This window comes from Microbacterium hydrocarbonoxydans (assembly GCF_023715885.1).
In the GTDB taxonomy this organism is placed as follows: domain Bacteria; phylum Actinomycetota; class Actinomycetes; order Actinomycetales; family Microbacteriaceae; genus Microbacterium; species Microbacterium hydrocarbonoxydans_C.
The window spans coordinates 77,315-102,814 of record NZ_JAMBOY010000001.1; the positions used below are offsets into that span (position 1 = coordinate 77,315).

At 70.0% G+C, this 25,500-nt stretch carries 23 protein-coding genes; 7 read left to right on the forward strand and 16 right to left on the reverse strand.

All coding sequences use genetic code 11. The features are described 5' to 3' along the window. Positions 1 to 2: 2 nt before the first annotated feature. Positions 3 to 1,217, reverse strand: a complete 1,215-nt coding sequence (locus M3195_RS00365; RefSeq protein WP_251584069.1) for a glycosyltransferase — start codon at positions 1,215 to 1,217, stop codon at positions 3 to 5. Positions 1,218 to 1,342: 125 nt separating this feature from the next. On the opposite strand from M3195_RS00365, the gene M3195_RS00370 reads away from it, so the two are divergent. After that, entirely contained in the window at positions 1,343 to 1,801 is a 459-nt protein-coding gene (locus tag M3195_RS00370; RefSeq protein ID WP_251584071.1) for an adenylyltransferase/cytidyltransferase family protein, read from the forward strand. Positions 1,802 to 1,814: 13 nt separating this feature from the next. On the opposite strand, the gene M3195_RS00375 is transcribed toward M3195_RS00370, so the two are convergent. Next, positions 1,815 to 2,207: an SIP domain-containing protein gene (locus M3195_RS00375; protein WP_251584073.1), complete on the reverse strand. Its 393-nt coding sequence runs from the start codon at positions 2,205 to 2,207 to the stop codon at positions 1,815 to 1,817. A 103-nt stretch (positions 2,208 to 2,310) separates the two neighbouring features. On the opposite strand from M3195_RS00375, the gene M3195_RS00380 reads away from it, so the two are divergent. Continuing rightward, a complete protein-coding gene (locus M3195_RS00380; protein ID WP_251584075.1) occupies positions 2,311 to 2,574 on the forward strand; it encodes a glutaredoxin family protein in 264 nt (87 codons plus the stop codon). A gap of 68 nt (positions 2,575 to 2,642) precedes the next feature. Beyond that, complete coding sequence (locus M3195_RS00385) at positions 2,643 to 4,406, forward strand: aldehyde dehydrogenase family protein (protein ID WP_251584077.1); 1,764 nt, start codon at positions 2,643 to 2,645, stop codon at positions 4,404 to 4,406. Between the two features lie 36 nt (positions 4,407 to 4,442). Here the strand turns inward: M3195_RS00385 and ypfJ are convergent, their stop codons facing one another. Further along, complete coding sequence (gene ypfJ, locus M3195_RS00390) at positions 4,443 to 5,324, reverse strand: KPN_02809 family neutral zinc metallopeptidase (protein ID WP_251584079.1); 882 nt, start codon at positions 5,322 to 5,324, stop codon at positions 4,443 to 4,445. Positions 5,325 to 5,390: 66 nt separating this feature from the next. Here ypfJ and M3195_RS00395 point away from each other — a divergent pair, with 66 nt between their 5' ends. Further along, a complete protein-coding gene (locus M3195_RS00395; RefSeq protein ID WP_251584081.1) occupies positions 5,391 to 6,380 on the forward strand; it encodes a malate dehydrogenase in 990 nt (329 codons plus the stop codon). A gap of 52 nt (positions 6,381 to 6,432) precedes the next feature. Beyond that, positions 6,433 to 6,909 carry a recombinase family protein gene (locus tag M3195_RS00400; RefSeq protein ID WP_251584083.1) on the forward strand — a complete coding sequence of 159 codons (477 nt, stop codon included), beginning with the start codon at positions 6,433 to 6,435 and terminating at the stop codon, positions 6,907 to 6,909. An 85-nt stretch (positions 6,910 to 6,994) separates the two neighbouring features. Here M3195_RS00400 and M3195_RS00405 read toward each other — a convergent pair whose 3' ends face one another. The 3 genes from M3195_RS00405 to eccCa all read right to left on the reverse strand — a co-directional run bounded on the left by M3195_RS00405 (position 6,995) and on the right by eccCa (position 11,762). Further along, positions 6,995 to 7,285, reverse strand: a complete 291-nt coding sequence (locus M3195_RS00405; RefSeq protein WP_251584085.1) for a WXG100 family type VII secretion target — start codon at positions 7,283 to 7,285, stop codon at positions 6,995 to 6,997. A gap of 19 nt (positions 7,286 to 7,304) precedes the next feature. Beyond that, entirely contained in the window at positions 7,305 to 7,622 is a 318-nt protein-coding gene (locus M3195_RS00410; RefSeq protein ID WP_251584087.1) for a WXG100 family type VII secretion target, read from the reverse strand. Positions 7,623 to 7,775: 153 nt separating this feature from the next. After that, positions 7,776 to 11,762: a type VII secretion protein EccCa gene (eccCa, locus tag M3195_RS00415; RefSeq protein ID WP_251584089.1), complete on the reverse strand. Its 3,987-nt coding sequence runs from the start codon at positions 11,760 to 11,762 to the stop codon at positions 7,776 to 7,778. Positions 11,763 to 11,844: 82 nt separating this feature from the next. On the opposite strand from eccCa, the gene M3195_RS00420 reads away from it, so the two are divergent. Both M3195_RS00420 and M3195_RS00425 read left to right on the forward strand, forming a co-directional pair. Further along, positions 11,845 to 13,182, forward strand: a complete 1,338-nt coding sequence (locus M3195_RS00420; protein ID WP_251584091.1) for a hypothetical protein — start codon at positions 11,845 to 11,847, stop codon at positions 13,180 to 13,182. A gap of 62 nt (positions 13,183 to 13,244) precedes the next feature. Then, on the forward strand, positions 13,245 to 14,687 hold the full coding sequence (locus tag M3195_RS00425; protein ID WP_251584102.1) for an FHA domain-containing protein: 1,443 nt from the start codon (positions 13,245 to 13,247) through the stop codon (positions 14,685 to 14,687). A gap of 83 nt (positions 14,688 to 14,770) precedes the next feature. Here M3195_RS00425 and M3195_RS00430 read toward each other — a convergent pair whose 3' ends face one another. The 10 genes from M3195_RS00430 to eccD all read right to left on the reverse strand — a co-directional run bounded on the left by M3195_RS00430 (position 14,771) and on the right by eccD (position 25,423). Further along, positions 14,771 to 16,066, reverse strand: coding sequence for a hypothetical protein (locus M3195_RS00430; RefSeq protein ID WP_251584104.1), 1,296 nt, complete (start codon positions 16,064 to 16,066; stop codon positions 14,771 to 14,773). A gap of 11 nt (positions 16,067 to 16,077) precedes the next feature. After that, positions 16,078 to 16,416: a hypothetical protein gene (locus M3195_RS00435; protein WP_251584105.1), complete on the reverse strand. Its 339-nt coding sequence runs from the start codon at positions 16,414 to 16,416 to the stop codon at positions 16,078 to 16,080. Between the two features lie 162 nt (positions 16,417 to 16,578). After that, positions 16,579 to 17,301 (reverse strand): DUF2510 domain-containing protein, encoded by a 723-nt coding sequence (locus M3195_RS00440; protein ID WP_251584108.1) that lies wholly within the window; start codon positions 17,299 to 17,301, stop codon positions 16,579 to 16,581. A gap of 61 nt (positions 17,302 to 17,362) precedes the next feature. Then, on the reverse strand, positions 17,363 to 18,139 hold the full coding sequence (locus M3195_RS00445; RefSeq protein ID WP_251584110.1) for a hypothetical protein: 777 nt from the start codon (positions 18,137 to 18,139) through the stop codon (positions 17,363 to 17,365). After that, positions 18,118 to 18,969, reverse strand: coding sequence for a hypothetical protein (locus M3195_RS00450; protein ID WP_251584112.1), 852 nt, complete (start codon positions 18,967 to 18,969; stop codon positions 18,118 to 18,120). Before M3195_RS00450 ends, M3195_RS00445 begins: the two co-directional genes overlap by 22 nt. Positions 18,970 to 19,003: 34 nt before the next feature. Next, positions 19,004 to 20,626, reverse strand: a complete 1,623-nt coding sequence (locus M3195_RS00455) for a type VII secretion target (protein ID WP_251584118.1) — start codon at positions 20,624 to 20,626, stop codon at positions 19,004 to 19,006. A gap of 16 nt (positions 20,627 to 20,642) precedes the next feature. Further along, positions 20,643 to 21,386 carry a hypothetical protein gene (locus M3195_RS00460; RefSeq protein WP_251584119.1) on the reverse strand — a complete coding sequence of 248 codons (744 nt, stop codon included), beginning with the start codon at positions 21,384 to 21,386 and terminating at the stop codon, positions 20,643 to 20,645. A gap of 84 nt (positions 21,387 to 21,470) precedes the next feature. Then, positions 21,471 to 22,742, reverse strand: a complete 1,272-nt coding sequence (locus M3195_RS00465; protein ID WP_251584120.1) for a S8 family serine peptidase — start codon at positions 22,740 to 22,742, stop codon at positions 21,471 to 21,473. Positions 22,743 to 22,747: 5 nt separating this feature from the next. After that, complete coding sequence (gene eccB / locus M3195_RS00470) at positions 22,748 to 24,067, reverse strand: type VII secretion protein EccB (RefSeq protein ID WP_251584123.1); 1,320 nt, start codon at positions 24,065 to 24,067, stop codon at positions 22,748 to 22,750. A 3-nt stretch (positions 24,068 to 24,070) separates the two neighbouring features. Continuing rightward, the gene (gene eccD, locus M3195_RS00475) at positions 24,071 to 25,423 is read right to left on the reverse strand and encodes a type VII secretion integral membrane protein EccD (RefSeq protein WP_251584130.1); all 1,353 of its coding nucleotides are present in this window, start codon (positions 25,421 to 25,423) and stop codon (positions 24,071 to 24,073) included. Positions 25,424 to 25,500: the final 77 nt, after the last annotated feature.

The following is a 25,500-nucleotide window of genomic DNA, read 5'->3' on the forward strand; positions in this document are numbered from 1 at the left end:
GCTTAGAGCTCGCCCGGCTTCATCGCCTCCGCGTCGATCGCCCTGATCACCCGCAGCGTTGCGGTATCCGGCTTCGGCTCGGATGCCGCGTCGGCACCCCTCGCCCGCCTCGGCGCGTAGACGACGAGCGAGTGGAACAGGAACCGCGCGAAGAAGGCGACGATGAGCGAGAGCCCCGTCGCGAGCACGCTCGAGATGTGCCAGGTCTCCACCATGAGCGCCATGAGCGGGATGCGCAGCGCCGCTTCGACGTTGTTGAATCCGAACGACGCGGCGAACCGGAGTCCGAGCGCCCGGGCGTCGGTGCGCATGTCGGCGAAGACGAAGCGCTCCTGCAGCAGGAAGTTGCCGATGATGGTCGCCTCGGCCCCGATGATCGCGGCCCAGATGTAGGGCACGCCGAGGATGGTCAGCAGCCACATGATCCCGAGGTTCGCGACGGCTCCGATAGCGCCGATCAGGGCGAACAGCGACATCTTGCCGAACCGCAGCCGGGCGAGGTGCGCGATGAAGGTGGTGCCCTGGCGCAGGCTGGCCTTGGACGTGCCGTGCCGACGCTCGCCGAACTCCATCGGCACCTCGGCGATGCGCAGGTCCGTGCGAGCGAGGATCTCCAGCAGGATCTTGAACCCCTGCGGCTTCAGCGTCGAGAGGTCGAGGCGGCTGCGGTCGACGAGGAAGAACCCGGTCATCGGGTCGGTGCTGCGCGAGAGACGGATCGGGAACATCGCGCGCGTGAGCCAGGTCGCGGCACGCGAGACGCCGAAGCGCACCGCGGTCCCCAGCCCGCTCGTATCGCCGCCGCCGACGTATCGTGACGCCGCGACGACGTCCGCCCCGCCCTCCGCATGCCGCGCCAGGAGCACCGGGAGCAGCTCGGGCGGATGCTGCAGGTCGCCGTCCATCACGATGCACAGGTCGTGTGCCGCGGCCCCGAGCCCCACGACCACGGCCCCGCCCAGACCACCGGTGTTGTCGTCGCGGTGGATGACCCGCACCGGCAGAGGGGCGTCGGCGGCGACCCGGGCGACCTCGGCGGCGGTGTCGTCGGAGCTGTCGTCGACGAACACGATCTCGGCGTCGCACCCGGCGAGCGCGCCAGCGGTGCGTGCCACGAGCTCCGCGACGTTGTCGCGCTCGTTGAACGTCGGCACGATCACTGTGACCGCTGTATGCACCGGCTCCCCCTTCGACGCGACGGCGTCGCTCTGCGGCATCCATCGTTCCACGGCTTCCTGTGCACAGTGAAACGGCCACCTGCTACACTGCACGAATGCGGCTGTGGGAGTCGCTGGGCGGATGGGGATCCGCCCTCTGGGGAACTACTTGATCTGGGGAGATCATGCAGACGCGCATCGGCTATGCCGTTGGTGCCTTCGACCTGTTTCACGTCGGGCATCTGAACCTTCTTCGTCACGCCAAGCAGCACTGCGACATCCTGATCGCGGGGGTGGTCAGCGACGAGATGCTGCGTCAGGTGAAGGGCATCGAGCCCGTCATCCCGACCGCGGAGCGCGCCGAGATCGTCAAGCACATCTCGTTCGTCGACGACGTGTACGTCGAGACCAGCCCGTCGAAGATGGACTCTTGGCGCGACGTGCACTTCACGCACTTCTTCAAGGGCGACGACTGGCGGGGCACCGACAAGGGCCTGCGCCTCGAGCGGGAGTTCGCCGAGGTCGGCGTCGAGGTCGTGTACTTCCCGTACACCGCGCACACGTCAAGCTCGTCGCTGCGCCGGGCACTCGACGCGATCACGGCCGGCGCCTCCGCGCTGGCCCCGGCGCTCGCGACCGTCTGAGCGCCGCGCTCCCCTAGTTCGCGACGCCGAGCAGGCTTCGCGCCATGCGCGCGACGTGCGGTGGGGTGTGCGGTCCCAGCCAGACGGTCCACTGCGCCGGCGGCTCGGAGCACGTCCACTCCACGCACCAGGAGTGCACCGCATTCGCAAGGCGCTCGCCCTTCGCGTGCTGCCGGATGCCGTCGCCACGCAGCAGCCACCGCACGGAGACCCCTTCGGGGACGTCGATATGGCGGTACTGGATGCGGGCGGCTGCTTCGATGAGGATCACACCCTCGGCGTGCCAGGGCATGCGTGCAGCGATCGCTGCGATAAGTCCTGCATCGGCGGCATCTCCCGCGATGAGCACCGCTCCGTCGATGCGCTCCCAGTCCGGATCCTCGAGGTGCTCGCTCGCTGTCGTCATGCAATCATTCTAAGTAAGGCTTGCCTAACCTCACAAGGACGGCTTCCGTCGCCCTGCGTACACCAGCGGCGCCCGCTCCCCCACGCGGACGTACGCTTGATGCATGACCTCTCCTGCAGCATCCACGATCACGATGTTCGGTGCCGACTGGTGCCGCGACTGCATCCGCACCAAGAAGCAGCTCGACGAGCTGGGTGTCGAGTACACCTACGTCGATCTCGTGGCCGACCCCTCCGCCGCCGACGTCGCGAAGGATATCTCGGGTCGCACGAACATCCCGGTGGTGCTCTACCCCGATTCCTCTCACCAGGTCGAGCCCTCGAACGCCGATGTCGAGACGAAGCTCCGCGAGCTCTCGCTGATCTGATCGCGACGTGACCACTCGCGCGGCGGGTGCGGCGGCTTAGGCTGGAGTCCCGTCCGAAGGAGACGCCGATGACTTCTGCGACCACGTCCGCCTCGCCCGGCGCCGACGCGAAGGCCCCCGACCTCGACGACACCGACCGCGCCCGCCTCGACACCGCGATCGGCGAGCTGCACACGGGTGCCGCCACGTGGTCGGCGCTCACCCTGTCGCAGCGGGTCACCCTGCTGCGCCAGGTGCGGACGAGCGTCGCCGCAGCGGCGGAGGACTGGGCCGTCACGGCGGCCGCGTCGAAGCGCCTCGACGGACGCCATCCGCTGCGTGGCGAGGAGTGGTTGAGCGGCCCATACAGCGTGCTGGGAGCGCTCGATGCGTACATCGATACACTCACCCGCCTCGCTGAGGGTCGCAACGCTCTCGACGGCGTGCGCATGAGCCGCGCGCCGGGCGGTCGCACGCGCGTGCACGCCTTCCCCCTCACCGGCATCGATCGGTTCCTGCTGTCGGGCTTCGCCGGCGAGGTGTGGCTCGAGCCGGGCATCACGCCGAACGGCGCGCGGGCCGGAGCCGGGCTCGCGCAGCGCACGCCCGCGGCATCCGGGGGTGTGGGTCTGGTGCTCGGCGCCGGCAATGTCACGTCGATTCCGGTTCTCGACGTGCTGTACGAGCTGCTGGCCCACAACCGCACCGCGCTGCTCAAGGTGAATCCCACCCAGGATGCCCTGGTGCCAGTGTTCAAGCGCGCGCTCGCTCCCCTGATCGGCCCGGGGTTCCTGCGGGTCGTCCGAGGGGGCCCCGCCGTCGGCGCCTACCTCACCGGTCACCGCGACCTCGCGCACGTGCACATCACCGGGTCCGCCGCGACCTTCGACGCGATCGTCTGGGGAACCGGACCGGCTGCAGCGCGTCGCCGCCGCGAGAACCGCCCGCAGCTGAAGAAGCCGATCACCGCGGAGCTCGGCGGGGTCTCGCCCATCATCGTCGTCCCGGGCGAGTGGACCGACGCCGATCTCGCGTACCAGGCAGAGCACATCGCGACGATGCGCCTGCAGAACGGCGGGCACAACTGCATCGCCGGACAGGTCGTGATCCTCTCGGCTGACTGGGCTCAGGCAGACGCCTTCCGGGCGGCGCTGCGCCGCGCATACGCCAAGGCGCCCGAGCGGCCGATCTGGTACCCCGGATCCGACTCCCGCATGGACGTCGCGACGGCGGACTACCCCGACGCGCTCGTCCTCGGCGATCGACTGCTCGTCGAGATCGACGAGCACCAGGATGCCGCAGCTCTGCAGACCACCGAGTATTTCGCCCCGGTGCTCGGCGTCGTCGCGCTGCCCGGCTCCGGGCAGACGTTCCTCGACGCCGCCGTCGCATACGCGAACGAGAGTCTGCAGGGCACGCTCGGCGCGAACCTGCTCATCGACCCGGTGACGGAGAAGTCGCTCGGCGCCGGTTTCGAGCGAGCGATCGCCGCGCTGCGCTACGGCTCGATCGCGATCAACGGCTGGACGGCGTTCGGATTCATCATCCCGACGCTGACCTGGGGAGCCTTCCCCGGCAACACGATCGACGACGTGGGCAGCGGCCTCGGCATCGTGCACAACGCGCTGCTGCTCGACGGCGTCGAGCGCTCCGTCATCCGCGGCCCGTTCCGTCCCTTCCCGCGCTCCCTGCCGGTGGTCAACGGCGGCGGCCGCTTCACGATCCTCCCGACGCCGCCGTGGTTCGTCTCCGCGCGCACGGGCGCGCGGGTGAGCGAGGGCCTCACGCGGTTCCGCGCCGGCGGCGGCCTGCTCGGACTTCTGAAGACGCTGACGGCGGCGCTGCGCGCCTGACCGCGATAGCGCGCGATTTGTCGTGACGCCCGAGGATCAGAGCTGGTCGCCGGGGATCGTGAGGGGGTCGGCGCAGCTGTCGAGGCCGTTCCGGTAGCCGCTCGCGAACCAGTACTGGCGCTGGTCGCCCGTGCCGTGCGTGAAGCTCTCCGGGTTCACCGTGCCGCTCGACTGCTCCTGGATGTTGTCATCGCCGACCGTGAACGCCGCGTTCAGAGCATCCTCGCGCTCCGCCTCGGTGCTGGGCTGCAGGTAGGGCACGCCGTTCTTGTCCTTCTCCCCCTCCATCTGCCCGATCCACGCACCGGCGTAGCAGTCCGCCTGCAGCTCGATGCGCACGCCGTTGCTGTCGGGACCTGTGCCGTTGTTCGGGTAGCGCTCCATGTCGCCGGTGATGTACTGGATGTGGTGGCCCCACTCGTGCCCCACGATGTACAGCTGAGCGAGGTTGCCCGCCGACGCGCCGAACTGCTGCTGCAGGAGCTGGAAGAACGTCGGATCGATGTACACCGTCTCGTCGGGCGGGCAGTAGAACGGCCCTACCGCGTTCGACGCCGTTCCGCACGAGCTGGCCGTCGCCCCGTCGACGATGATCAGCTGCGGCGGCCGGTAGTTCTCGACGTGGTCCTCCCAGTAGCCGTCGAGGGCGAGCTGCGAGCTGGCGACCCGGCAGTCGACGTTCTCGTTCGCATCCTGCCCGGTCTCGCAGTTCTCGATCACGCTGCCCTCGGAGGGCTCGGCACCGGTGCCGCCTCCGGACCCGCCGAGGAGTCCGGTGAGGTCGATTCCGAGCAGCGGACCGGCGATGAGCGCGATGATGCCGAGCAGGCCCACACCTCCCGCACCGGCCACGACCGCGCCGCGGCCCTTGCGACGGGCGGTGTTGCCGGAGACGTCGGCCTCGGGGTTGAAGGTCATGCCACGAGGGTACTCCGCCCGACCGGCGCCCTCCCGCATCACCGGCGCCCGTCGTAGGCTCGGGACATGAGCACCACGATCACGATCACGGGCGCGGGCGGGCAGATCGGCTACGCGCTGCTGTTCCGCATCGCCGCCGGAGACCTGCTCGGCCCCGACGAGAAGGTGCGGCTGCGGCTGCTGGAGATCCCGCAGGGGATCGGCGCGGCCGAAGGCGCGGCACTCGAGCTGCAGGACGGTGCCTTCGGGCTGCTCGAGCACGTCGAGGTCAGCGACGACGCGGCGGTCGGGTTCGACGGGTGCGACCTCGCGCTGCTCGTCGGCGCGCGCCCCCGGGGACCGGGCATGGAGCGCGGTGACCTGCTCGCGGCCAACGGCGGCATCTTCGGTCCGCAGGGCGCGGCGATCGCCGCGAACGCCTCCCCGGACGTCCGTGTCACGGTGGTCGGCAACCCGGCGAACACCAACGCGCTCATCGCCGCGGCATCCGCCGACGGCGTGCCTTCGAGCCGCTTCACGGCTCTCACCCGCCTTGACGAGAACCGCGCCCGCGCTCAGCTCGCCCAGACCCTCGCGGTGCCCGTCGACACCGTGCGTCGCGTGCCCATCTGGGGCAACCACTCGGCCACGCAGTTCCCCGACGTCTCGCACGCGACCGTGGCCGGCAGGCCGGCGAGCGAGGCACTCGAGGCCATCGTCGGCGACGTGCCCGCCTGGCTCGACTCGACGTTCATCCCGCGCGTCGCCAAGCGCGGCGCCGAGATCATCGAGGTGCGGGGGTCGTCGTCGGTCGCTTCGGCCGCCAGCGCGACGCTCGACCACGTTCGCGACTGGGTGCACGGCACCGACGACTGGACGTCGGCGGGGGTCGTCTCGCAGGGCCAGTACGGCGTACCCGAGGGCCTCGTCTGCTCGTTCCCGGTGCAGTCGATCGACGGAGAATGGCAGGTCGTGGAGGGACTCGAGGTGAGCGACTGGGCGCGGCAGCGCATCGAGGCATCGGTCGCCGAGCTCGTCGAGGAACGCGACGCGGTGACGGCGCTCGGACTGCTCTGACGGGTCACCGTTCGCGTCGCATTCAGGGCAGAATGGATGCCGGAGGTGCGCGATGAGCGAGACGATCGATCCCACGAGGGCGGCGGCATCCGTCGAGGAGCCGCTGACCAGCCCGCTGCACCTGCCGCATGCCGCGGCCGAGTGCCCGAAGTGCTTCACAGAGCTCCAGCAGAACCGGAATTTCTGGCTCGCGCGTCCCGACGGCTCGCGCCTGGTCGGGCTCGTCGTCTCGCGCGACGACATGCCGTCGGTGGTCGAGCAGCGCGACGATCTCACCCGCTTCGGTGTGCCGATCGAGGGCTTCCGCCACCCCGCGCCCGACATCCTGGAGAGCTGGAACGACCGGCTCACGCGTCTCATCGCGACGCTCAACAAGGGCGACGTGCTGGTCGTCGCGAACATCCGAGCGCTCGGTCGTGATGCCGACGAGGGAGCCCGCACGGTCGCCGAGCTGCGCCGCCACGGCATCATCGTCAAGGTGCTCAGCCACAACGCGCGGCATCTGGCCGACGCCGCCGCCACCCGCTGAGTCGGGGCGCGCCGGCACGAGAAAGCCGGCCGCCACCCGAGGGTGACAGCCGGCTGAGGAACTCACCGCGAAGGTGGCGACATCGTCACCAGCGGTTCATGTTCCGGTTCTCGTTGGCCTGGCCGTCGGCCGAGTCCTGCGAGACCTGGCGTCCGATGTCGGTCAGAAGCGCCTTCATCTCGCTCAGCGCCGAGTTCCACTGCGCCTTCGCCTGGAGGTAGGCCTCCGAGGCCGAACCCGTCCAGTTGGCCTGGAGCGGCTTCAGCGCGTCTTCCATGTCGTTGAGCTTGCTCTCGATGTTGTTGGCGCCGCGGACCAGGTCGGTACCCGCCGTGTCGACAGCGCCGAACTGCATCTTGTAACCGTCGTTACCCATAGTGTCTTCCCCTCCGATCTCAGCCGAGACGGCCCATGAACTTGTTCTGAGCCTGCGCCGACGCGTCGTCGGTCTGGGTGTAGGCAGACTGCGAGTCGCGCAGGTTCTGCTCGAACGTGTCGAGCGCGTTCGTGATCTTCCGCGACTTCTCCTGCCACGCCTGGAAGGTCTGCTGGAACGCAGCGGCGCCCGAGCCGGCCCAAGACGCACCGATGCCGGAGAGCTGGCTCTGAATCGAGTTCAGCTCACCGATGATGTCCGTTTTCGAACTGCTGACGATGCTGGCACCTTGCTGCAGGGCACCATCCGCTGCAGAGACTTCTCCTGCCACGGTCACCTCCTGGTCATAAGGGCTCTTGGGCCCCGATTGGTCGGCCCCGGTTGGGGCCGTGACGCCGATGCCCGGCGACAGATATCACCTTACGGGTCCGGTGCGGCGCTGCCCATGGGTAGCTCTGCCCACCTGACGTCCGAACGTCGGAACACCCGCTCAGACGTGGGACGAGGGCGCGTACGCGAGCTGCATCGTCTGCACCCCGCGGTCGCGCGTGATCACCTTCGCCCGTCCCGGCACGGCCGGCGTCGCCTTGACGTTGCCGATGAGCGGCCCTTCGTCGGGGCTGCCCGACAGCAGGATGCCGGGGGACGCCAGGTCGCGCAGCGTCTGCATCACGGGTTCGAACGTCGCACGGGACGCACCGCCGGAGCGGCGCGCGAGGATGAGATGCAGGCCCACGTCGGTCGCCTGCGCGAGCAGCGGCTGCAGGACCGCGATCGGATTCCCCGACTGCGTGTTCACGAGATCGTAGTCGTCGACCAGCACGTAGACCTCCGCCCCCGACCACCAGGAGCGGTCGCGCAGCTGCTGCGGCGTCACGTCCGGGCCCGGCAGCCGACCGCGCAGATACTCCGCGAGCCCAGCGAGCTCCTCAGACGCCTGCTGAGCGGTCGTGTAGTACCCCGCGAGGTACTCGTCCGGGATCTCCGAGAGCAGCGCCCGGCGATAGTCGACGACGAACAGCTGCGCGGTCTTCGGAGTGGTCGTGCGCATGACCTCGCGTGCGAAAGCGCGCAGGAAGCTCGATTTGCCGGACTGGCTGTCGCCGAACAGGTACAGGTGCGGGTTGCGACGGACATCGAACGCCGTCGGTGCCAGCTCCGCCTCGTCGACGCCCAGGAGGACCTGGTTCTCGAGGGGTGTGCCGGCGGCGAGCTGCTGCAGTCGCGGCAGTTCGAGCATCTCGGGCAGCAGACGCAGCTTGGGCGCCTGCGGTCCCTTCCACGCCGCGTTCACGCGCGCGATCAGGTGCTCCACGCCCTCGCCGAGGGTCTCCGGGTCGCCGGATCCGTCTACGCGAGGCAGGGCCGTCAGCATGTGGTGCTTCGAGGGTGCGAGGCCGCGCCCGGGTCGTCCGAGCGGCACGTTGGCGGCCACCTTGCGATCGATCTCGGAGTCGGTGGTGTCACCGAGGCGCAGCTCGAGCTTCGACCCGAACGTGTCGCGGATCGCGGTGCGGAAGTCCATCCAGCGTGTCGTCGTCACGATCAGGTGGACGCCGAAGGTCAGGGCCCGACCGGCGAGCGCCTGGATCGCGAACTCCATCTCGTCGAACTCCGCGCGGATCGTCGGCCAGCCGTCGATGACGAGGAACACGTCGCCGTACCCGTCGTCCGCCTGGCCCCGGGCACGCAGGCGCCGGTAGGTCTCGATGGAGTCGATCGAGTTGGCGGTGAAGTAGCGCTCGCGGGCGTTGACGATGCCCACGACCTCCTGGAACATGCGCCGCAGCACGTCCGGCTGGTTCCTCCCTGCGACGCCCGCGACGTGCGCCATCTTGGCGAACGGCACGAACGTGCCGCCGCCGAAGTCCATGACGTAGAACTGCACCTCCTGCGGGGTGTGGGTCAGAGCGATACCGGTGACCACACTGCGTGCGAGCGTGCTCTTGCCGCTGCGCGCACCGCCCACGATGGCGAGGTGCCCGCCTGCGCCCGTCAGGTTCATGACGAGGCTGTCGCGACGCTGCTCGAGCGGGCGGTCGACGATGCCCAGTGGAATGGTCAGCGGCCCCTGCTGGCGCCAGCGCGGCGAGATCAGACCGAGCTGCGGATCCTCGACCAGATCGCCGAGCATCTCGTCGAACGTGGGCGGCACATCCAGCGGAGGCAGCCACACCTGGTGAGCCGGCACGCTCCGCCCCTTCATGAGCGACACGGCGATGTCGAAGGTCACGCGCTTCTCAGGGGCCTCGACGCTCGCCGCACCGAGAGCGAGCTGCGGCTCTTCGGCGTCCTCCTGCACCACGACGGGGGCGGCGGTGAAGGAACGGGCCTCGATCGCGCGAACCGGGAGGTCGCTCCCCGGGGCGTCCGCGGCGCCCGGTCTGCGCCGCCGCGTCTTCGGCGGCGCGGAGACGTACGCCGCGCGGAACTGGGTGAGGGTCTCGGCATCCGACTTCAGGATCCCGTGCCCACCGCCGCCGGGGAGGGTGAAGGCGTCGGGCACCCCGATCACTGCGCGCGAGTCCGCGCCGGAGAAGGTCTTCAGGCCGATCCGGTAGGACAGGTGCGAGTCGAGACCCCGCAGCTTGCCCTCCTCGAGTCGCTGCGTCGACAGCAGCAGGTGCACCTGCAACGACCGGCCGAGGCGGCCGATCGCGACGAACAGCTCGGTGAAGTCCGGCTTCGCCGCGAGCAGCTCGGAGAACTCGTCCGCGACGATGAGCAGCGCCGGCAGGGGCTTGAGATCGGTGCGACCGCCCTTGCGCGCGGTCTCGTAGTCGGTGACGTTCGCGAAGTTGCCGGCGTCGCGGAGCAGCTCCTGCCGACGCGTCATCTCACCCTGAATGGCATCCTGCATGCGGTCGACGAGCGTGAGGTCATCGCCGAGGTTCGTGATGACCGCGGACACGTGCGGCATGTCGGCCATGCCTGCGAACGTCGCTCCACCCTTGAAGTCGATGAGGACGAAGTTGAGCGCCTCGGACGAATGCGTCATCGCCAGCGACAGCACCAGCGTGCGCAGCACTTCGGACTTCCCCGATCCGGTCGCGCCGATGAGCATGCCGTGCGGGCCCATGCCCTGCTGGGCCGATTCCTTGAGGTCGAGCACCATCGGCTGACCCGTGGAGGTGAGTCCGATCGGCACCCTCAGTCGGTCCCGAGCAGAGCGCGGCTTCCAGGCCACCTCGGGATCGAAGTCGCGCACGTCGGGCAGCGCCAGGAGGTCGGTCAGCTCGGCGCTGATCGTGCGGGCGCCTCCCGCATCCTCGTCCTGCGCTGCCTCACCGAGGCCCGTGAGGCGACGGGCGACGGCCTCCGCCGAAGCGATGCCGAGGAAGTCAGCGGATGCCGCGACCGCGCCGACACCGCGCCGCGCGACCGTCAGCGCCGTGCCCGTCTCGCCCTCGAGGATGAGTCGGATCGTCAGCGGATCGGTCAGCTGATCCCACTCCCGAGGGATGTCCAGGACGGTCACGCCGTCGACACCGCCCTCCTCGTTCAGCAGGTTGCCCGGGGGCAGCTCGACGCCGTCGGTGACCACCAGGACGTGCGGCACGGCTCCGCCACCTCGACCGCTCACCGGGCCGCGAGCGCGGATGTCGGCGATCAGGGGCTCGATGTCCGCCCAGGAGGAGCCGATCCGGCGAGCGCCGCCGACGGCATCCGTCCTGCTCTCGGACTGGGCGTGCGGCAGCCACTTGACCCACTCCCAGTAGGGCAGGTCGACGCCGGACGCGATGACCGCGACCTGCAGGTCTTCGGGAGCGGCGAAGGTCACCAGCTGCGCGATCATCGCTCTCGCGAGTCCTCGACCGCGCACGGTGTCGCCGACCAGCTCGATGCGCGCGCAGGTGGCGATGTTCAGGCCGAACGGCAGGTCGGGAACCTGGTCGTGGGTGAGGACGAAGCGGTGGGCGGCCGAGGCGCTCACCGGGTCGAGCTGGGCGAGCGGCGGGATAGGGGCCTCGTCGAGGGTCATGACGAGCGGCTGCGTCGCCGTGCCCACTCGCGTGACCAGGAACTGCGGGTCACCGACCGGCCGTTCCCACACGCGGGATCCCTCCTCCACGATGAAGGGCAGCGTGTCGGGGGCCGGCAGCATCCATTCCTCGTACCGTCGCTGCCGTGACGCCACTTCGCGAACGGCGTCGCGCGTCTCGGCGAGGTAGGCGAGGTACTCGCGACGGGTGTTCTCGACATTCGTGGAGTGCTGCGCCTTCTGCCGCCACATCTGACCGCCCACCATCGACAGCGCCATGAAGAGGAACAGGCCGCCCATGATGTAGGTGCGTGTGGCGTCGCCGCCCTGAGTCAGCGAGAGCACCGCGACCGACCCCAGACTGCCCACCATCGGCAGCGCCATCATGAGGGTGTTCGAGGCGCCTTCGGGCTTGGGGAGCTCCGGCGCCTGCTGCAGGGTGAGTTGCCCGCCGGCCGGGGGTTTCGGCGCACGGCGATTGCTGGTGGTGCTCACGACTGGCCCTCCTCGCGTCACCTACTATTGTGGCAGGACGCCGAGATGGACCGGTATCGCGCGAGAACTTCGAGGGGCGGGGATGTCAGCGAAGACGATTCGCCTCACCGTCGCCGACGCGAACGGTCGACACGACCTCGTCGTCGCCGCTGACTCCACGGTGTCCGAGCTGCTCGCCGTCGGCGGGGTCGATCTCCGCCGCTATGTCGGCACCACCACCTCCGGAGCGGCGATCGATCTCGACAGCACCGTCTCGGTGACGCCCGGCGACGGCGGGGTGATCTGGCTGTTCGACCGGACGCAGACCGAGGTCGGCCCGACGTCGGGTCGCACCGCGCGGAAGGACGCTCCGCTCGCGCGCTCCCATCGAGACCCGTTGCTGCTCGCACTGCTGCTCCTCATCACCGCCGTTCTGCTGCTCTGCGCGGTGCTCACCCCGACGCCGCTGGTCGTGGGGCTCTCCGCCGTCACGCTGCTGGGCAGCGCCGTGGGCATGCTTGCCCGGCCGGTGAGCGACTCCACGCTGTCGGCGGCGTACATCGCCCCGCTGCTCGGCGGTGCAGCGGGTGCGGTCCTGCTCGCCGGGTTCCACGACCCGGGGGCGATGATCGCGGCGGGGCTGGTGGCCGGTGCCACGATCGCCTGCATCCGCCACGCCCAGGCGCAGGTGGCGGGGACCGTCCCCCGTGCGACGACGGCGGTCATCGCCGTGATCTGGTCGGTGTTCGCGGTCGTCGACACGGCAGCCTTCCTCGCCGAGATCCCGGCGGCGGCGATGACGGCCGTGCACATCGCGTGCGCGATCCCGATCGTCCACTACATGCGCGCGGCGGCGCTCGACGTCGATCCGAACGAGCTGATCGATACCCCGTTCGTGATCCGAGACGCGCAGGGATTGAGATCCGGAACCCCGGTTCCCCCGTCCCCTGTGCACGCCGAAGCGGCCGCACGACAGTACTTCATCGCTCGTCGCCGCTCGGAGGCTGGCATCGTGGCGGCCTGCACGCTGGCGCTGCTGTCGACCCTCTTCGCCGTGCCGACGGCCGTCGACCGTTCGATCGAGTCGTGGTGCGTCCTGGGCGGGTCGCTCGGGGCCGGGTTCTACTTCCTGCTGACGTCGCGAACGGTGCGCAACGGGCTCTCCCGCGCGGCCACCCTCGTCACCGGAGCGATCGTCTCGGCGGTCTCCGCGGCGGCACTCATCCTCTCCCTGCAGCCCAGCGGACTGCTGGTCGCGCTCGGGCTTCTGCTCGCAGGAGTCGTGGTCGGCTGCCTCACCGTGCCGCTCGCACGCGACTGGCGGTCGCTGGGATGGTCGCGCACCGGGGACATCGTCGAGGGCCTGCTGCTCGCGCTCGCTCCGGCTGCCCTGCTGTACGGCTCCGGGATAGCCGGACAGATTCTGGAGGTCTTCTCGTGACAGTCTCCCCTCCCGCCGCGCCGCTGCGATCACGGACGCGGACACAGACGACCCAGGCACCCGTGACGAAGACGCTCGCGACCCCCGCCACGGCCGGCCAGCGCGCTGGTGCGTACCTGATCGACATCGCGATCGTGGCAGCCGCGGCGACCGCGATCTGGTTCACCACGGGATCGCTCGCCCTGGTGGCGGTCACCGTGATCGAGCTGTGGGCCATCGGATGGATCTGGGAGGGGCACACCGGAGCGACACCGGGCAACCTCGTCTGCGGCATCCGGAGCGTGCAGCGCGACACGGACGTCAGCGTCGGAGCGCTTCGGCTGCTCCCCCGCAGTCTCGTGATGGGTCTCGCGCACATCGTCCCCGTTCTGCTCCCCGTCGGTCTGAGCGCCTCCGGTCTGCTCGACGGTCTCGCCGGCGCGCGGGTCATCGACATCCGCAGGACCAGGGTGAGCGCGGCGAGCGGCGCGGGGCGCACGCTGGATCTGACGGCGCGGGTGACCGGTGCCGACTCGTCCACCGCCACCATCGCCGATCAGCCGGGTGTCATCACCCAGACCCCTCTCACGGCGGCACCGGCCGCCATCGTCGCCCCGACGCCCACGGCCGCGCCCGCACCGCACAGCGACGCGGGAACCGTCCCCGCTTTCGTCCTCTCGGACGGCACGGTCATCCAGGCGACCGGTCTGGGATTCATCGGCCGCGCGCCGCGCGCCCCGGAGTCGATCCCCGACGCGATTCTCATCCGGGTGCCCGACAGCACTCGATCGCTGTCTCGCACCCATGCCGCGTTCGGCATCGAAGACGGTCAGCTGTGGGTGCAGGATCTCGGTTCGGCCAACGGCGCATCCGTGCGCCGGCCCGATGGGACGGTCGCCGCGCTCGCTCCCCACGTTCCCAGCTTCCTCGCGCCCGGAGATGTCCTCGTGCTCGACAGCGACGCCGAGCTGGCATTCCGCCGCGTTGCGGCGCGCGGGGGCAGAGCCACCGGGGGCGCACCCGACGCGTCACCGGGACGGGTCGCCGATCCGCAGCCCTCGGCGGGCCAGGCTCTGTCCGACCGGCTCGCAGAGGGAGCGCCGCCCGCACCGCCAGCGCCGGCCCCGACGCCGCCCGCGGCACCGGTGGCACAGGCAGCAGCGGCGTCAGCACCCGCACCGGCGTCAGCGCCAGCGGTCATCGCTCTGCAGTTCCAGGACGGAACCACGGTGCCCATCCATGGCCTCGGCTACATCGGACGTGCGCCTCGTCTGCCCGATGGCGAGCGTACGGATGCCGCTCTGGTCGCCGTGCCGGACGGGGATCGCTCCGTCTCGCGCACGCACGGACGTTTCGGCATCGTCGACGGGCAGACGTGGTTCGAGGATCTGGGCTCGGGAAACGGCTCATCGCTGCGCACGGAAGACGGCCGCACCGGGCCGATGACCCCCCATCAGCGGTTCGGCCTGACTCCGGGCACCGTGCTGCAGCTCGGCGAATGCGTCATCCGGGTCATCGCCGTGTGACGGCGGACCACGGCATCCGACCGGAGGACAGCGAGAAGCCGCTCACCCGCACGGCGGGTGAGCGGCTTCTGCGTCTGGACGGGTTACCAGCCGAGCTCTTCGCGTCCCTCTGAGGTCGACCGCCCCGCGGCTCCGGCCGAGCCGATGTCGGGCAGCGCCTCGTCATCGTCCTGCTCGACCTCGAACGCCATCAGATCCTGTCCACGACGACGCTTGCGCTTCTCCGCACCGCCCGCTCCGCCGGCCATGGCTCCGCCGGCCATGGCGCCACCGCGCCCGCCGGCCGCGGCACCGGACTGCGCGACGACGCCGGTCGCTCCCGGGCCTCCGGCGGCACCGACACCGCCGACACCTCCTACACCGCCGGCGAGAAGACCCGCGCCACCACTGAGGCGGTTCGCGAGAGCCGCACCCCCGGCAAGGCCCGCTCCGCCGACGACACCGCCGACACCCGCGCCGACCGAACCCGTGCCGCCACCGGTGACGCCACCGGGGAATGCACCGCTGCCGCCGGGACCCGCGCCGGGGATCTCACCGCCGATACCGCCGTCGATGCGGGGGTCCTCGTCCCTCGGTCGGGGGAAAGGCGGCTCCTCGATGACAGGCGGGTCGACCGGCGGCTCCCGAATGATCGGCGGACGCACGATGTGGTCCTTGCCACCGCCGTCGTCGTCCCGTCCGCCGGTGCCATTGCCGCCGCCGTCGATCCCCGCACCGCCGTCGACGCCGCCGGTGCCGCCTCCGCCGGCGCCACCACCGCCGTTCACACCGGGGTAATCGATCGGAGCTCGCCCACCGGGACCGTCGCCGTCCTCGGGCTCGTCGGTCGGCTTGTGCTCGTCGTAGTCGCTCGTCGGCATTCCGTCGATGATCTCCTGCAGACGCTGGTCGAGGGCGTCGGCGAGCTTCCGCGCTTCCTCCTCCTGGGCCGCGGCCGCCTGATCCAGGTAGTACTGCTGGGCCTGGGCGGGCGTCATCGTCACCCCGGGAGAGACCTGCACCGGGCTGTCGGTCTTGGCTGCCATGTCGATCGTGTTCTGCTGCTCCGCCGACAGGCTCCCCGGCGGAAGGCCGTGCGACCCGCTCGCCGTCTGCTGAAGAGCCTCGTCGGCTTCCGCGATGGCATTGTTGAGGGCCGCCTGATATTCACCGAAGCTGACCAGATCCTTGCGGATCTTGGTGAGGGCCTCGGCGACGGTCATCCCGAACTTGCCCTCGAAGGCCTCCGTCCTCGCGGCCTTCTGCACGTTCGCTGCCACCGTGTCGACGGCCTCGGTGGCAGCGGCGCGCTGCACGGACTGAGTGCTCCGCGTGACCACGACGGCGAAGTCCGCTCGATTGTTCTGCAGACGGTCGAGTCGCTCGACGTTCTTTCCCATGATCTCTCCCCTCAGACCGCGATCGGCTTGTTCGGCCCGCCCACGGCCTTGTGGAGCAGCGTCTGATACGCGACCTTCTGATCGGCATCGAGCTGATTCGTCTCCTGGATCGCCTTGTCGAGGTTCACGAAGGCGTCGTTCAGCTCCAGCTGGATCGCGTCGAGCCACTTGAGCGCGGACTGATACCTCTCGCCCAGTGCGGCGACGAGGTCGACCGATTTGCCGTCTGCGGTCCAGAGGGACGTCGTCTGACCTTCCGAGAGGTGCTCGAGGGTGGAGCGTGACTGCACCAGCACATCCCAAGCCTCTTTGATGAGGTCGATCTGAGTCTGGGCCGTCTCCTCGTCCATACCGAAGTCTGGAACCATCATGATCATTGCGCTCCCCCTCCGACGATCCTGAGCATCACGATGATAGCCCGGGTCGTCGCTCGTTCTCCATGGGGAGAGCTCCCCATGGAGAACGCGCATCAGCGCTGGGCAATCATGCCCTCAGCGGCCGAAGGCCGCACTCTACGGCTGAGGGTCGCACGTGAGCACCGAATCGGCGATCGCCTTCTCCGCAGCCGCGCGCTCGGACTCGGGCGGGTCATCGCCGACGATGACGAGCCGCAGAGCCTCGTCCGACAGGTCGGAGTCGTACAGGAACTGTCCCACGCACGGATAGAACTCGGGCATGTCGTCGTATGTCGTGATACCACCGGCCCTCAGCGTCGCGGCGAATTCCTCGGCGATCTCCTCCGGCGACGGACGGCTGTCGCTCGCATCGGCCGACGGCGTGGCGGAGGGCGACGGGGCGCTCGTGGCCGGAGCCGTATCGATCGGCGCCGGCGCGTTCGCCAGCAGAGTCACGACGAGGACGACGACCCCGATCACGCCACCGACGACGGACAGGATCATGCCGACGATCGACGGCCACTTCGCCGCGCCCTTCGTGAACAGACCGATCAGCGACACCACGAAGCCGGCGAGCAGAAGGACCACGCCGATCCCGAACACGACAGGGATGCACGCCAGGATCGTGCCGAGCGCGGCCAGACCCAATCCGACGAACCCGAGGACCGGCGATCGGCGCGCTCCGGCGACCGGAGCCGAGGGAGCGTGCGCCTGCGCGCTCGCACCGGGCTGCGGGGAGCCTGCGTCGTGAACGGGCGCGTAGTCGTCGGTCCACCGTGTGCCGTCCCACCAGCGCTGTCGCCCGGAACCGTCGTCGTACCACCCAGCCGGCATGCTCATGCGCTCACCCTCCTCGTCGCTGCGGTCCGCATCACGCGAACACCCATCCTACGGCGGAGCGTCAGCTGACGACGGCACCCTGGGGATCGAACGCCTCGAGCAGTTCGAGATCATCCGGCGTCACGATGCGTGCACCGACGGCGTGCTCGACGAGGCGCGAGCGCACGGCATCCGGCATCCGCCCCTCGGCATCGCGATGCAGGCCGCGGACACCGTGCCGCGCGAACTTGTCGCACAGGCTTCCGGCCCTGCGCTCGAGTTTGGCCAGCGGCCAGCCGAGCCGAATCGCCACATCGTCCATCGGAGGAAGGCGCACTGCCCCCTGCGCTGCCTGTCGGAGCATCGGCTCGGAGAGCGCGGTCAGCACGATCTTCTGCACCGGCGAGAGCAGGCCGATGACATCGGCCTCGTCGGACGCAGATGCCCAGGGGGTCGACACCTGATAGAACGGCGACTCCGTCGACAGCTCGATCTCGTATGTCGTCGGGCCTGCCGTGAACATCACCGTGGTCGCCGGGAACACCAGCGGCGTCGACTCCCCCGGAGCGAGGAGGGACTGCGCCATCCCGTCGGCCGACGCAACCGAGGCCGTCAGCCGCGATCCGACGTTCGACAGCCACCAGACGCCCTCGCGCTGCTCGAGCTCGAGAAAGCGCCGATGCACGTACTGGTTGTCGTCCATCGCGAGATCCGCGCCGCGCCCGATGACGAACGTCGATCCGGCCGGGATGCGCTGCCGCCGACCTCCGAAGTCGAGGTCGATCGCCGCGCCGACCGGGCCCGTCCCGCTCTCCGCGCGTCCGAGGTCCTCCATGGTCACGCCGTGTGCCGGGGCCACGCCCCGCCAGGGAAGGCGCTGACCGCACCGAGCTCGTTCGTGACCTGGGTCATGAAGTCCGCCGCGGCCTGGTTGGCGGTCAGGATGATGTTGACGAGGTTCACCACGTCGGCGATGAACGACACGACCTCCAGGATGATCGTGGCCACACCGCCCGGCGCACCCCAGACCGAGACGATCTCCGCGATGCCGAGTCCGACACCGACCGCGGTGGTCAGCGCCGCGATCGAGAACGCGACCCAGAAGTCCACGATCGCATCCGCGAACGTGTTCAGCTGCTCGTCGATCATCGTGCACTTGGCGTAGATGCTGTCGGATGCCGGCTGCTGCAGCTCCACCCGGGCCGAGTAGGCGTTGTACGCCGCACCGGACCAGTGACCGGTGCTCGGAAGCGACGACAGGACGACCGAGGAGGTCGCGACGGTCGCCGGCGTGCCGACGTTCTGGACCCAGCTGATCCCCGCCTGACGGAGCGTGGTCGGGCTGCCGACGTACGCGAAGATCTCCGCGGTCTTCGAGATCGCCTCGTTGACCTTCTCGAACATCCGGCGGATCAGGTCGTTGATCCGATCGATCAGGTCGCCGATGAGCGGGATGTGACCGGCGAGTTCGAGGATGCCGTTGATGAGATCGACGACCGAGCTCGCACCGTCGACGAATTCGTTGAACTTGGATCGCGAGCGGTCGACGTCTCCGGCGTTGTCACCACCGCCGTGCGGGGTGCTGCGGCCGGAGGGTGCGTCAGGACCGTCCCCGTGCGGGGTGGTGCGCCCGACCGGCGCATCGGGACCGTCCGGACGCGGACGCGGAGGCGAAGGGATTCTAACCATGATGACGTCTTCTTCCAGTCGTGAAAGTCTGCGATCAGCTGTTCAGGCGGGCTTGCCAGGCGGTCGCCGCGGGTTGCGGCTGGGGTGACAGCGGTGTGCCGAGCAGGTCGTCGGGCGTGGGGTCAACGGTGCCGGCGCCGTCGTCATTCGAAGTCCGGTCGTCGCCCTCCGTGCCGGCAGCGCCGTCCGCGCCGCCCTCGACATCCGTGCCGTCGTCGGCAACGGGGTCGGGTGCCTCGCCGGCCGCACCGTCGGTCGCGTCCGCCGGGACGTCTGACGGGTTCTCCGCCGGCTCGTCAGCGATGACGCCGGCGTCACCGGAGTCATGATCGCCGTCGACGCCGCCGTCGACCGCTCCGTCGATGTTCGCCTCGTCGCGGATCTCTGCGACACCGCCACGGTCTCCGTGGTCGAGGCCGGTTGCCTCGTGATGCAGATCGGCCGCCTTGTCGCGCAGTTCGGCCGCCTTGTCACGCAGCTCCGCAGCATCCTCCCTGGCGTCCGTCATCTCTTCGGCGGCGTCGTCACGACTCTCCGTCAGCTGCTCGATCCGCTCGCGGATCTCCGCGGCCTCCGCACGCTGGGCGGAGGCGTCCGCGCGCAGCGCGGCCGATTCCGTGCGGGTCTGCAGCGCACCGGCGTCGTCGCCCGCCGCCTCCTGCTGGGTCGCCTTCAGGTCGAGTTCGGTCGCGCGGCGCTCACCGTCCGTCGCGCTGCGGTCGAGTGCGGCCGCCTGCTCCTCCAGCTCGTCGATCTGCTTGTCGAGCGCCTCGACCTGCTCCTGGGCCTTGTCGGCGTGCTGGTCGGCCTGATCGGCCTGCCTGTCGAGCGCATCCGCTCGCGCATCGAGCCGGTCGGCTTTCGCGTCGGCCTCGGCACGCGCCTCGTCGTCGCCGGTCTCGCCGTCGAGCGAGCCGTCGACGCGAGGGTCGTCGACCGAGGGGGTGCCGCCGCCCGCGCCACCGCCGACGGACCCGCCGCCGCCCGACGAACCTCCGCCGCTGCCGCCGCCGCTTCCACCGCCACTCCCGCCACCGGGCTCGTTGTAGTCCGAATCGACGTCGCGCGTCTGGTTGCCGGCCGACTCGACGTCGGTCGCGTCGTACGCGTCGGCGGTCAGTCGGAGCGAATCCGCGAAGCCCGTGAGAGCGGCGGGGGCGGTGCCCAGGAGCGCGACCATGGTCGCCTGGAACGTGTTGTACGCGCTCGCAGCCTGTCCTCCGATGAACGAGAAGGCCGCCGCGTCGATCGTCAGGCCCTGGGCCGCCGAGGTGATGTCTCCGTATGAGCCTGCGGCGGCGTCGAATGCGGACGCGTCCTTGCGCAGGTACTGGGTCTCGACGTCAACCTCGCCCTCGGGTCCGAAGGTCGAGGCGGAGGGCTGCGGCGTCGGATCAGGCAGGACCGACTCGCCGGGTGCGACGTTCATCGGGGCCGGGTTCGCCGGCTGGATGCCGCCCGAGCTGCTCACCCCTCCCCCACCGCCGAGCAGATGACTGCCCGCGCTCACGACCTCGTCCAGCGGGGTGGCCGCGTCGAGCACGTTGCCCGCTGCGCCGAGGAGGTCCCCCTGCGCGACGTTCTGACCGAAGTCGACGATCTCGTCGATCGGGTTCACGGCGTCGACGACATCGCCGAACGCATCTCCAAGTCCCATTGCGTCTCTCCCTGGCTCAGCGGATGGCGCCCATGCGGCGCATCAGCTCGTTCGGGTTGTGGGCGATCTTGCGCAGCTGCTCGATCGCGGGAAAACCCTCGTACTTGTTCTCTCGCTCGCGGGCCGACATCGCCATCACGTTGTTCAGCGCTCGCACGATCTCCTTCTCGATCACACCGTCATTGGTGTTCCTGACCCAGCGCTCGTCGAGCTTCACCGCGGTGATCGTGTCGCCCTCGCGCGTGACGGTGATGGTCCTGGCGGAATTCACACCGTCGCGAGGCTCACGAGCACGCTGCGCGCGGTGTGCGAGGAAGTCCGCCTGCTCGGCGTCGGCGGCCGCATACATCTCGCGCAGCCGCTCGCGTCCTTCGATGCCCCAGGTCGAGCTCGGGTCGCCCAGCTCCACCGGCTCCGGCGCCGCCACCGGCGATGCGCCCTCGTGGTCGGTCGTCTCGGAGTACGCCTTCAGCCACTGCGCGGCGCGCTGCTCGATGGCGGACTGGTAGCACGCGCTCACGGCGAGACCGAGCGACTCCTCACCGATGGTGTCGCGCCAGTCCTCGTCGAGGGCGAGCGACTGCACGGCGCCGTTGGCGGCGAGGGTGAGCTCGACTGCGCCCTCCTCGTCCTTCACGCTGATGGGCGCCAGCTGCTCCGACGCGTAGGCGAGCGCACGCAGTTCGCGCTGCAGCTCCCCTGCCGTCTGCTGCAGCTCTGCCATCAGACGGTTCGCGTCCGCCATATCCAAGCTGACCATGGGCTCCCTCTTCCGTAGACCGTTGACGCAATCCTACGAAGTGCCGTCCGAGGGCCATAGGGGGAGAAGTGCCCATCCGTCCCGTCAGGCGCGCAGGCGCCGCGTCCGCCCGCGCGCCAGGAGCAGCACGACGACGGAGATCGTCGCGGCCGCGCCGAATCCCCACCCGACGATCTCCCTCGCCGGGCCGAGCGGGTCGGCACCGGGTTCGACGGAGACCGTTCTGGGTTCCTCCGGCTTCGGTTCCGGCGCCGCGAACGCCGGCGACGGAGGGCCGGGAAGCGTTCCGTCGTCGACGAGCGCGAGCGCCTCGGCGGGGCGCACCTCGCCCCACCCGACGGTGTCGGACGCTTCCGACGGAGCGACCCGCATCGCCGACTGCGTGAGGCGGAACGCCCACTGGTCGGGCGTCTCGTCGGGGTAGCGCGCTGCGACGAGCGCCGCGGCACCCGAGACGACTGCGGTCGCGTAGCTCGACGACGCGGAGTCGCCGTTGAAGACGCAGTCGCCGCCGGAGATGTACGCCGACGGCATGGACTGGCCGGGCGCCGCGATGTCGACGTGCGCTCCGGCATACGACGAGTCAGCGCTCCAGCTGCCGTCCTTCAGCACCGCTGCGACCGCGAGCGCACCCGCCAGCTCGCCCGGGTAGAAGTTCACGGGGTCCGGGAGGTTGGAATCGGCGGTGTTGCGGTTGCCCGCACTCGCGATCACCAGCGAGCCGCGCGCATGCGCGTAATTCACGGCATCCGCGTAGAGATCGACGGATCCGTCGTCCGACAGCGAGACGTTGATGATCTGGGCGCCGTTGTCGGCGGCGAACCGGATGCCGGCCGCGACCGACTGCGCGCTCGGGCCGACGACGTCCCTCGAGGACTGTCCATCCTCCGGCGCTGACTCGAAGGCGCGCACCGGCATGATCTTCGCGGCCGGTGCGATCCCGACGACGCCGGATCCGTCGACCATCCGCGCTGCGATGATGCCGGCCACCGCGGTTCCGTGACCGAAGAGATCGTCGTCGGGTCGCGCGGATCCGTCGCCGAACGTGCTGCCGCCCGACACCAGCGCGTCGGCGAAGTGCACGTTGTCCGCGTCGATGCCCGAGTCCACGACGGCGACGGTCACGCCCTGCCCCCGGCTGAACTCCCAGGCCGCCTCGAGGCCGAGCCGCTCGACGAGATAGCTCGACGACGACACGAACGCCCTGTCGTCCGGGGTGCACTGCTGGCGCGCATCCACGACAGGACTCGACGCCGACGCTCCACCTTCCGCGGCAGCGGAGGGTACGGCGAGACCCGCAGCGCCCAGCAGCGCGGCGCTCCCGAGAGCGGCCGCGACCGTGCGCGCGATGCGCATCCGCATCAGTCCTCCCCCTGCCCCGATGCGGTGGTGCGGGCGATCGAACGACTGAGGGTCGGACCCTGCTCGAGCAGCTGCGTCCAGGTGGCAGGAACGGTCACCGACTGCTCGGTGGTGTACCCGAGCAGCGCGAGGTCATCGGCGGACTCCACCGGGAAGTAGACCCCCGCCTCGGAGACGAAGCCGTAGGTGGAGCCCTGACCGGTCGACCGCGACGTGATCGACGCCCCGGCACCGGGAGTGACCCGCGTCCCCGGTTCCAGGTCGTCCGGAGCGGCTGCCACCGAGACCACGGGTCCGTCGGCGGTGGGCGTCATCTGCAGGCAGGCTGCGGCCGGATCCGTCGAGCCGGTCGGCACGTTCTCCGGCCAGTCAGCGGGGATGGCCTCCGAGTTGACGTCGACCAGATCGGTCGCCTCGGCCACGGTCATGACGACGGGATCCACGCCGACGTACGCCGTGAACAGCTGGCGCGCGAAAGGCGTGGCCGGCACGAGCCGTCCGTCTCCGTCCACGACGTACTCCGCCACGACGTTCCCGTCGGACTGCGTCTGCACGACCTGGCCGATCCGGAGGCCGGCGGTGTCGGCATCCTCCCCCAGTTCGCCGCCCAGGTCGACCGCCAGGGGCGAGCCGGGCGAGACGAGGTTCAGCCACAGCCCCGAGACCGTCGGGACCGACTCCACGTCGTCGATCCCGAGGAAGACGCTGGCCACGACCGCGACGTTGTCGTCGCCGACCGCGTACCGCCGATCGCCCTGGACGAACCAGTACCGATCGCTGTCGTCGCGCACGAGAGCGCCCTGGTCGGCAGCCCCGATCTCGTCGTCCAGCAGACGGGTCGAGATCTCGAGAGGGTTCTCGGCGACCACGCAGCTGAGCCAGGGGTCCTCGTACTGGCGATCGGGAGACGGAAGGTAGTCGGGCGCCCCGTCGATGCCGACCGGCGAGGGATCACGGCTGATGCCGTCGAGCTTGCTCGCAGGTACCGAGGTGATCTTGACCGAGCCGACCAGCAGCCGGGCGCTGGCGAGGTTCTTGACCGGGTACAGCGTGCCGTCGAGGGCCACGTAGCGCGATCCCTCTCCCTGAACGACGATGATCGCGCCGTCGCGCCAGTCCTTCGGCAGGCTCCCGGTGAACGTGCCGATCAGCAGCGAGACGATGACGGTCAGCACGCCCAGCGCAACGCTCACCACTACGCCTCGCAGCGGCTTTCCCGGAGGCAGTTCGCGTCCACCGGGGGCGCCGCTGACGAAGGCGCGCTGAAGGCGGCGGCGATTGAAGGCCTGCGCCTGCAGGAGCTCGGATTTGGACGCCATGGATCAGAACCAGCCGCCCGCGATGATGGCCAGGGGCAGCAGCAGAGCGATCGTCGCCCACTCGGCGAAGTCGGCGAGACGCGTGAGGCCCAGTCTCGTCCGCGGGTTCAACAGCACCACGACGATGATGCAGACGGCTGCGGCGGCGAGGCCGATCACCAGACCCGCGATCCAATCGGGGTGGGTGAGGATGGCGGTGACGACGCCCAGGGCGACGCCGGAGAGCACGCCGGCGGCGACCGCCACGATGTCATAGCGGGAGTACACCTGACGGGTTCCGAGGAACATGCCGAGGTACGCGACCGTGCACAGCAGCAGACCCCAGAAGCCGGAGGCCACCACCGGCACCGTCGCGACCAGGACGATCACGCAGAGCGAGATGCGCAGCGACACCTGATAGCGGTGAGCGCGGCTGTAGAGCTTCGCGACCTCCTCCGGGGAGATGTGGGAGGGCGCGTCGTACACCTCGGACTCCTCGCGCGCGGAGACGACGCGCAGAGGCACGGATGCGAGCGCCACCCACGGCGCACCGAGTCCGGCGATGCCGGCGATCGCCATGGCGGCCGCGAGCGTTCCCGCGACCGGAGCATCGATGAGGGCGACGATGGCCCCGATCACCAAAAGGGCTCCGCCGACGGCGATCGGGATGACACCGTACTCGCGCAGTGCCCGCAGGGCGAGGAGGGAGACCACTCCGAACACGAGCGTGGCCGCGCCGCCGATGACCAGAGGCAGACCCCATGCCGGCCCGCCGGGGAGGAACGTGTACCCGGCGACGCCGGCGTACACCGACGACACGAGCGCCAGAGCCATGGTCGCCTGCGAAGGAGCACCGGTGCGGGCCATCACGAGTGCGCAGATCAGAAGCACCACCGCTGCCGCGCCCGTACCCGCGGCGGTGACGATCGTCCCGCTGCCGACCCAGGCCCACACGGCCGGGACGATCGCGAGCAGCAGCAGCACGGCGGCCACCACCGTCGCCGTCGTGACCGAGCTCTGCGTCGACCACCTAGGTGCGTTCGTCTCGACCGCGTCGGCGACCGCTTCGACCAGATCGTCGTAGCGCTTGGCCAGCGCCGCGGAAGCGCCCTGCTCCAGCACGAGGAAGTCGCCGTCCTGCACCCCTTGCGCAGCGAGGGTGCGATCACCGTCGAGGGGCGTGCCGTCGGCGTGGACGAGGCGGAAGCCGGAGGACGCGGAGTGGCTGTCGAGCATCCGCAGGCGGCGTGTGAGCGACGGGAGCACCTCGGCGACCGGCACACCTCCGGGGACGCCGACGTCGATCCGCTCCGACTCCCACTGCACCGAGAGGCGTATCAGTTGCGATGATGCGACGGCTGTCGTCTGAGGCGACATGGAACCCCCTGCTTTCGATGAATACGCGCGTTCACACTATCGCGCGGGCCACCGGATCTCGGTGCCGCGCAGCGGGG

Bases quoted from the DNA above. Each gene is read 5' to 3' on its own strand.
- M3195_RS00365 (WP_251584069.1), bottom strand. From the start codon at position 1,217: ATGCCGCAGAGCGACGCCGTCGCGTCGAAGGGGGAGCCGGTGCATACA.
- M3195_RS00370 (WP_251584071.1), top strand. From the start codon at position 1,343: ATGCAGACGCGCATCGGCTATGCCGTTGGTGCCTTCGACCTGTTTCAC.
- M3195_RS00375 (WP_251584073.1), bottom strand. From the start codon at position 2,207: ATGACGACAGCGAGCGAGCACCTCGAGGATCCGGACTGGGAGCGCATC.
- M3195_RS00380 (WP_251584075.1), top strand. From the start codon at position 2,311: ATGACCTCTCCTGCAGCATCCACGATCACGATGTTCGGTGCCGACTGG.
- M3195_RS00385 (WP_251584077.1), top strand. From the start codon at position 2,643: ATGACTTCTGCGACCACGTCCGCCTCGCCCGGCGCCGACGCGAAGGCC.
- ypfJ (WP_251584079.1), bottom strand. From the start codon at position 5,324: ATGACCTTCAACCCCGAGGCCGACGTCTCCGGCAACACCGCCCGTCGC.
- M3195_RS00395 (WP_251584081.1), top strand. From the start codon at position 5,391: ATGAGCACCACGATCACGATCACGGGCGCGGGCGGGCAGATCGGCTAC.
- M3195_RS00400 (WP_251584083.1), top strand. From the start codon at position 6,433: ATGAGCGAGACGATCGATCCCACGAGGGCGGCGGCATCCGTCGAGGAG.
- M3195_RS00405 (WP_251584085.1), bottom strand. From the start codon at position 7,285: ATGGGTAACGACGGTTACAAGATGCAGTTCGGCGCTGTCGACACGGCG.
- M3195_RS00420 (WP_251584091.1), top strand. From the start codon at position 11,845: ATGTCAGCGAAGACGATTCGCCTCACCGTCGCCGACGCGAACGGTCGA.
- M3195_RS00430 (WP_251584104.1), bottom strand. From the start codon at position 16,066: ATGGGAAAGAACGTCGAGCGACTCGACCGTCTGCAGAACAATCGAGCG.
- M3195_RS00435 (WP_251584105.1), bottom strand. From the start codon at position 16,416: ATGGACGAGGAGACGGCCCAGACTCAGATCGACCTCATCAAAGAGGCT.
- M3195_RS00440 (WP_251584108.1), bottom strand. From the start codon at position 17,301: ATGAGCATGCCGGCTGGGTGGTACGACGACGGTTCCGGGCGACAGCGC.
- M3195_RS00450 (WP_251584112.1), bottom strand. From the start codon at position 18,969: ATGGTTAGAATCCCTTCGCCTCCGCGTCCGCGTCCGGACGGTCCCGAT.
- M3195_RS00455 (WP_251584118.1), bottom strand. From the start codon at position 20,626: ATGGGACTTGGAGATGCGTTCGGCGATGTCGTCGACGCCGTGAACCCG.
- M3195_RS00460 (WP_251584119.1), bottom strand. From the start codon at position 21,386: ATGGTCAGCTTGGATATGGCGGACGCGAACCGTCTGATGGCAGAGCTG.
- M3195_RS00465 (WP_251584120.1), bottom strand. From the start codon at position 22,742: ATGCGCATCGCGCGCACGGTCGCGGCCGCTCTCGGGAGCGCCGCGCTG.
- eccB (WP_251584123.1), bottom strand. From the start codon at position 24,067: ATGGCGTCCAAATCCGAGCTCCTGCAGGCGCAGGCCTTCAATCGCCGC.
- eccD (WP_251584130.1), bottom strand. From the start codon at position 25,423: ATGTCGCCTCAGACGACAGCCGTCGCATCATCGCAACTGATACGCCTC.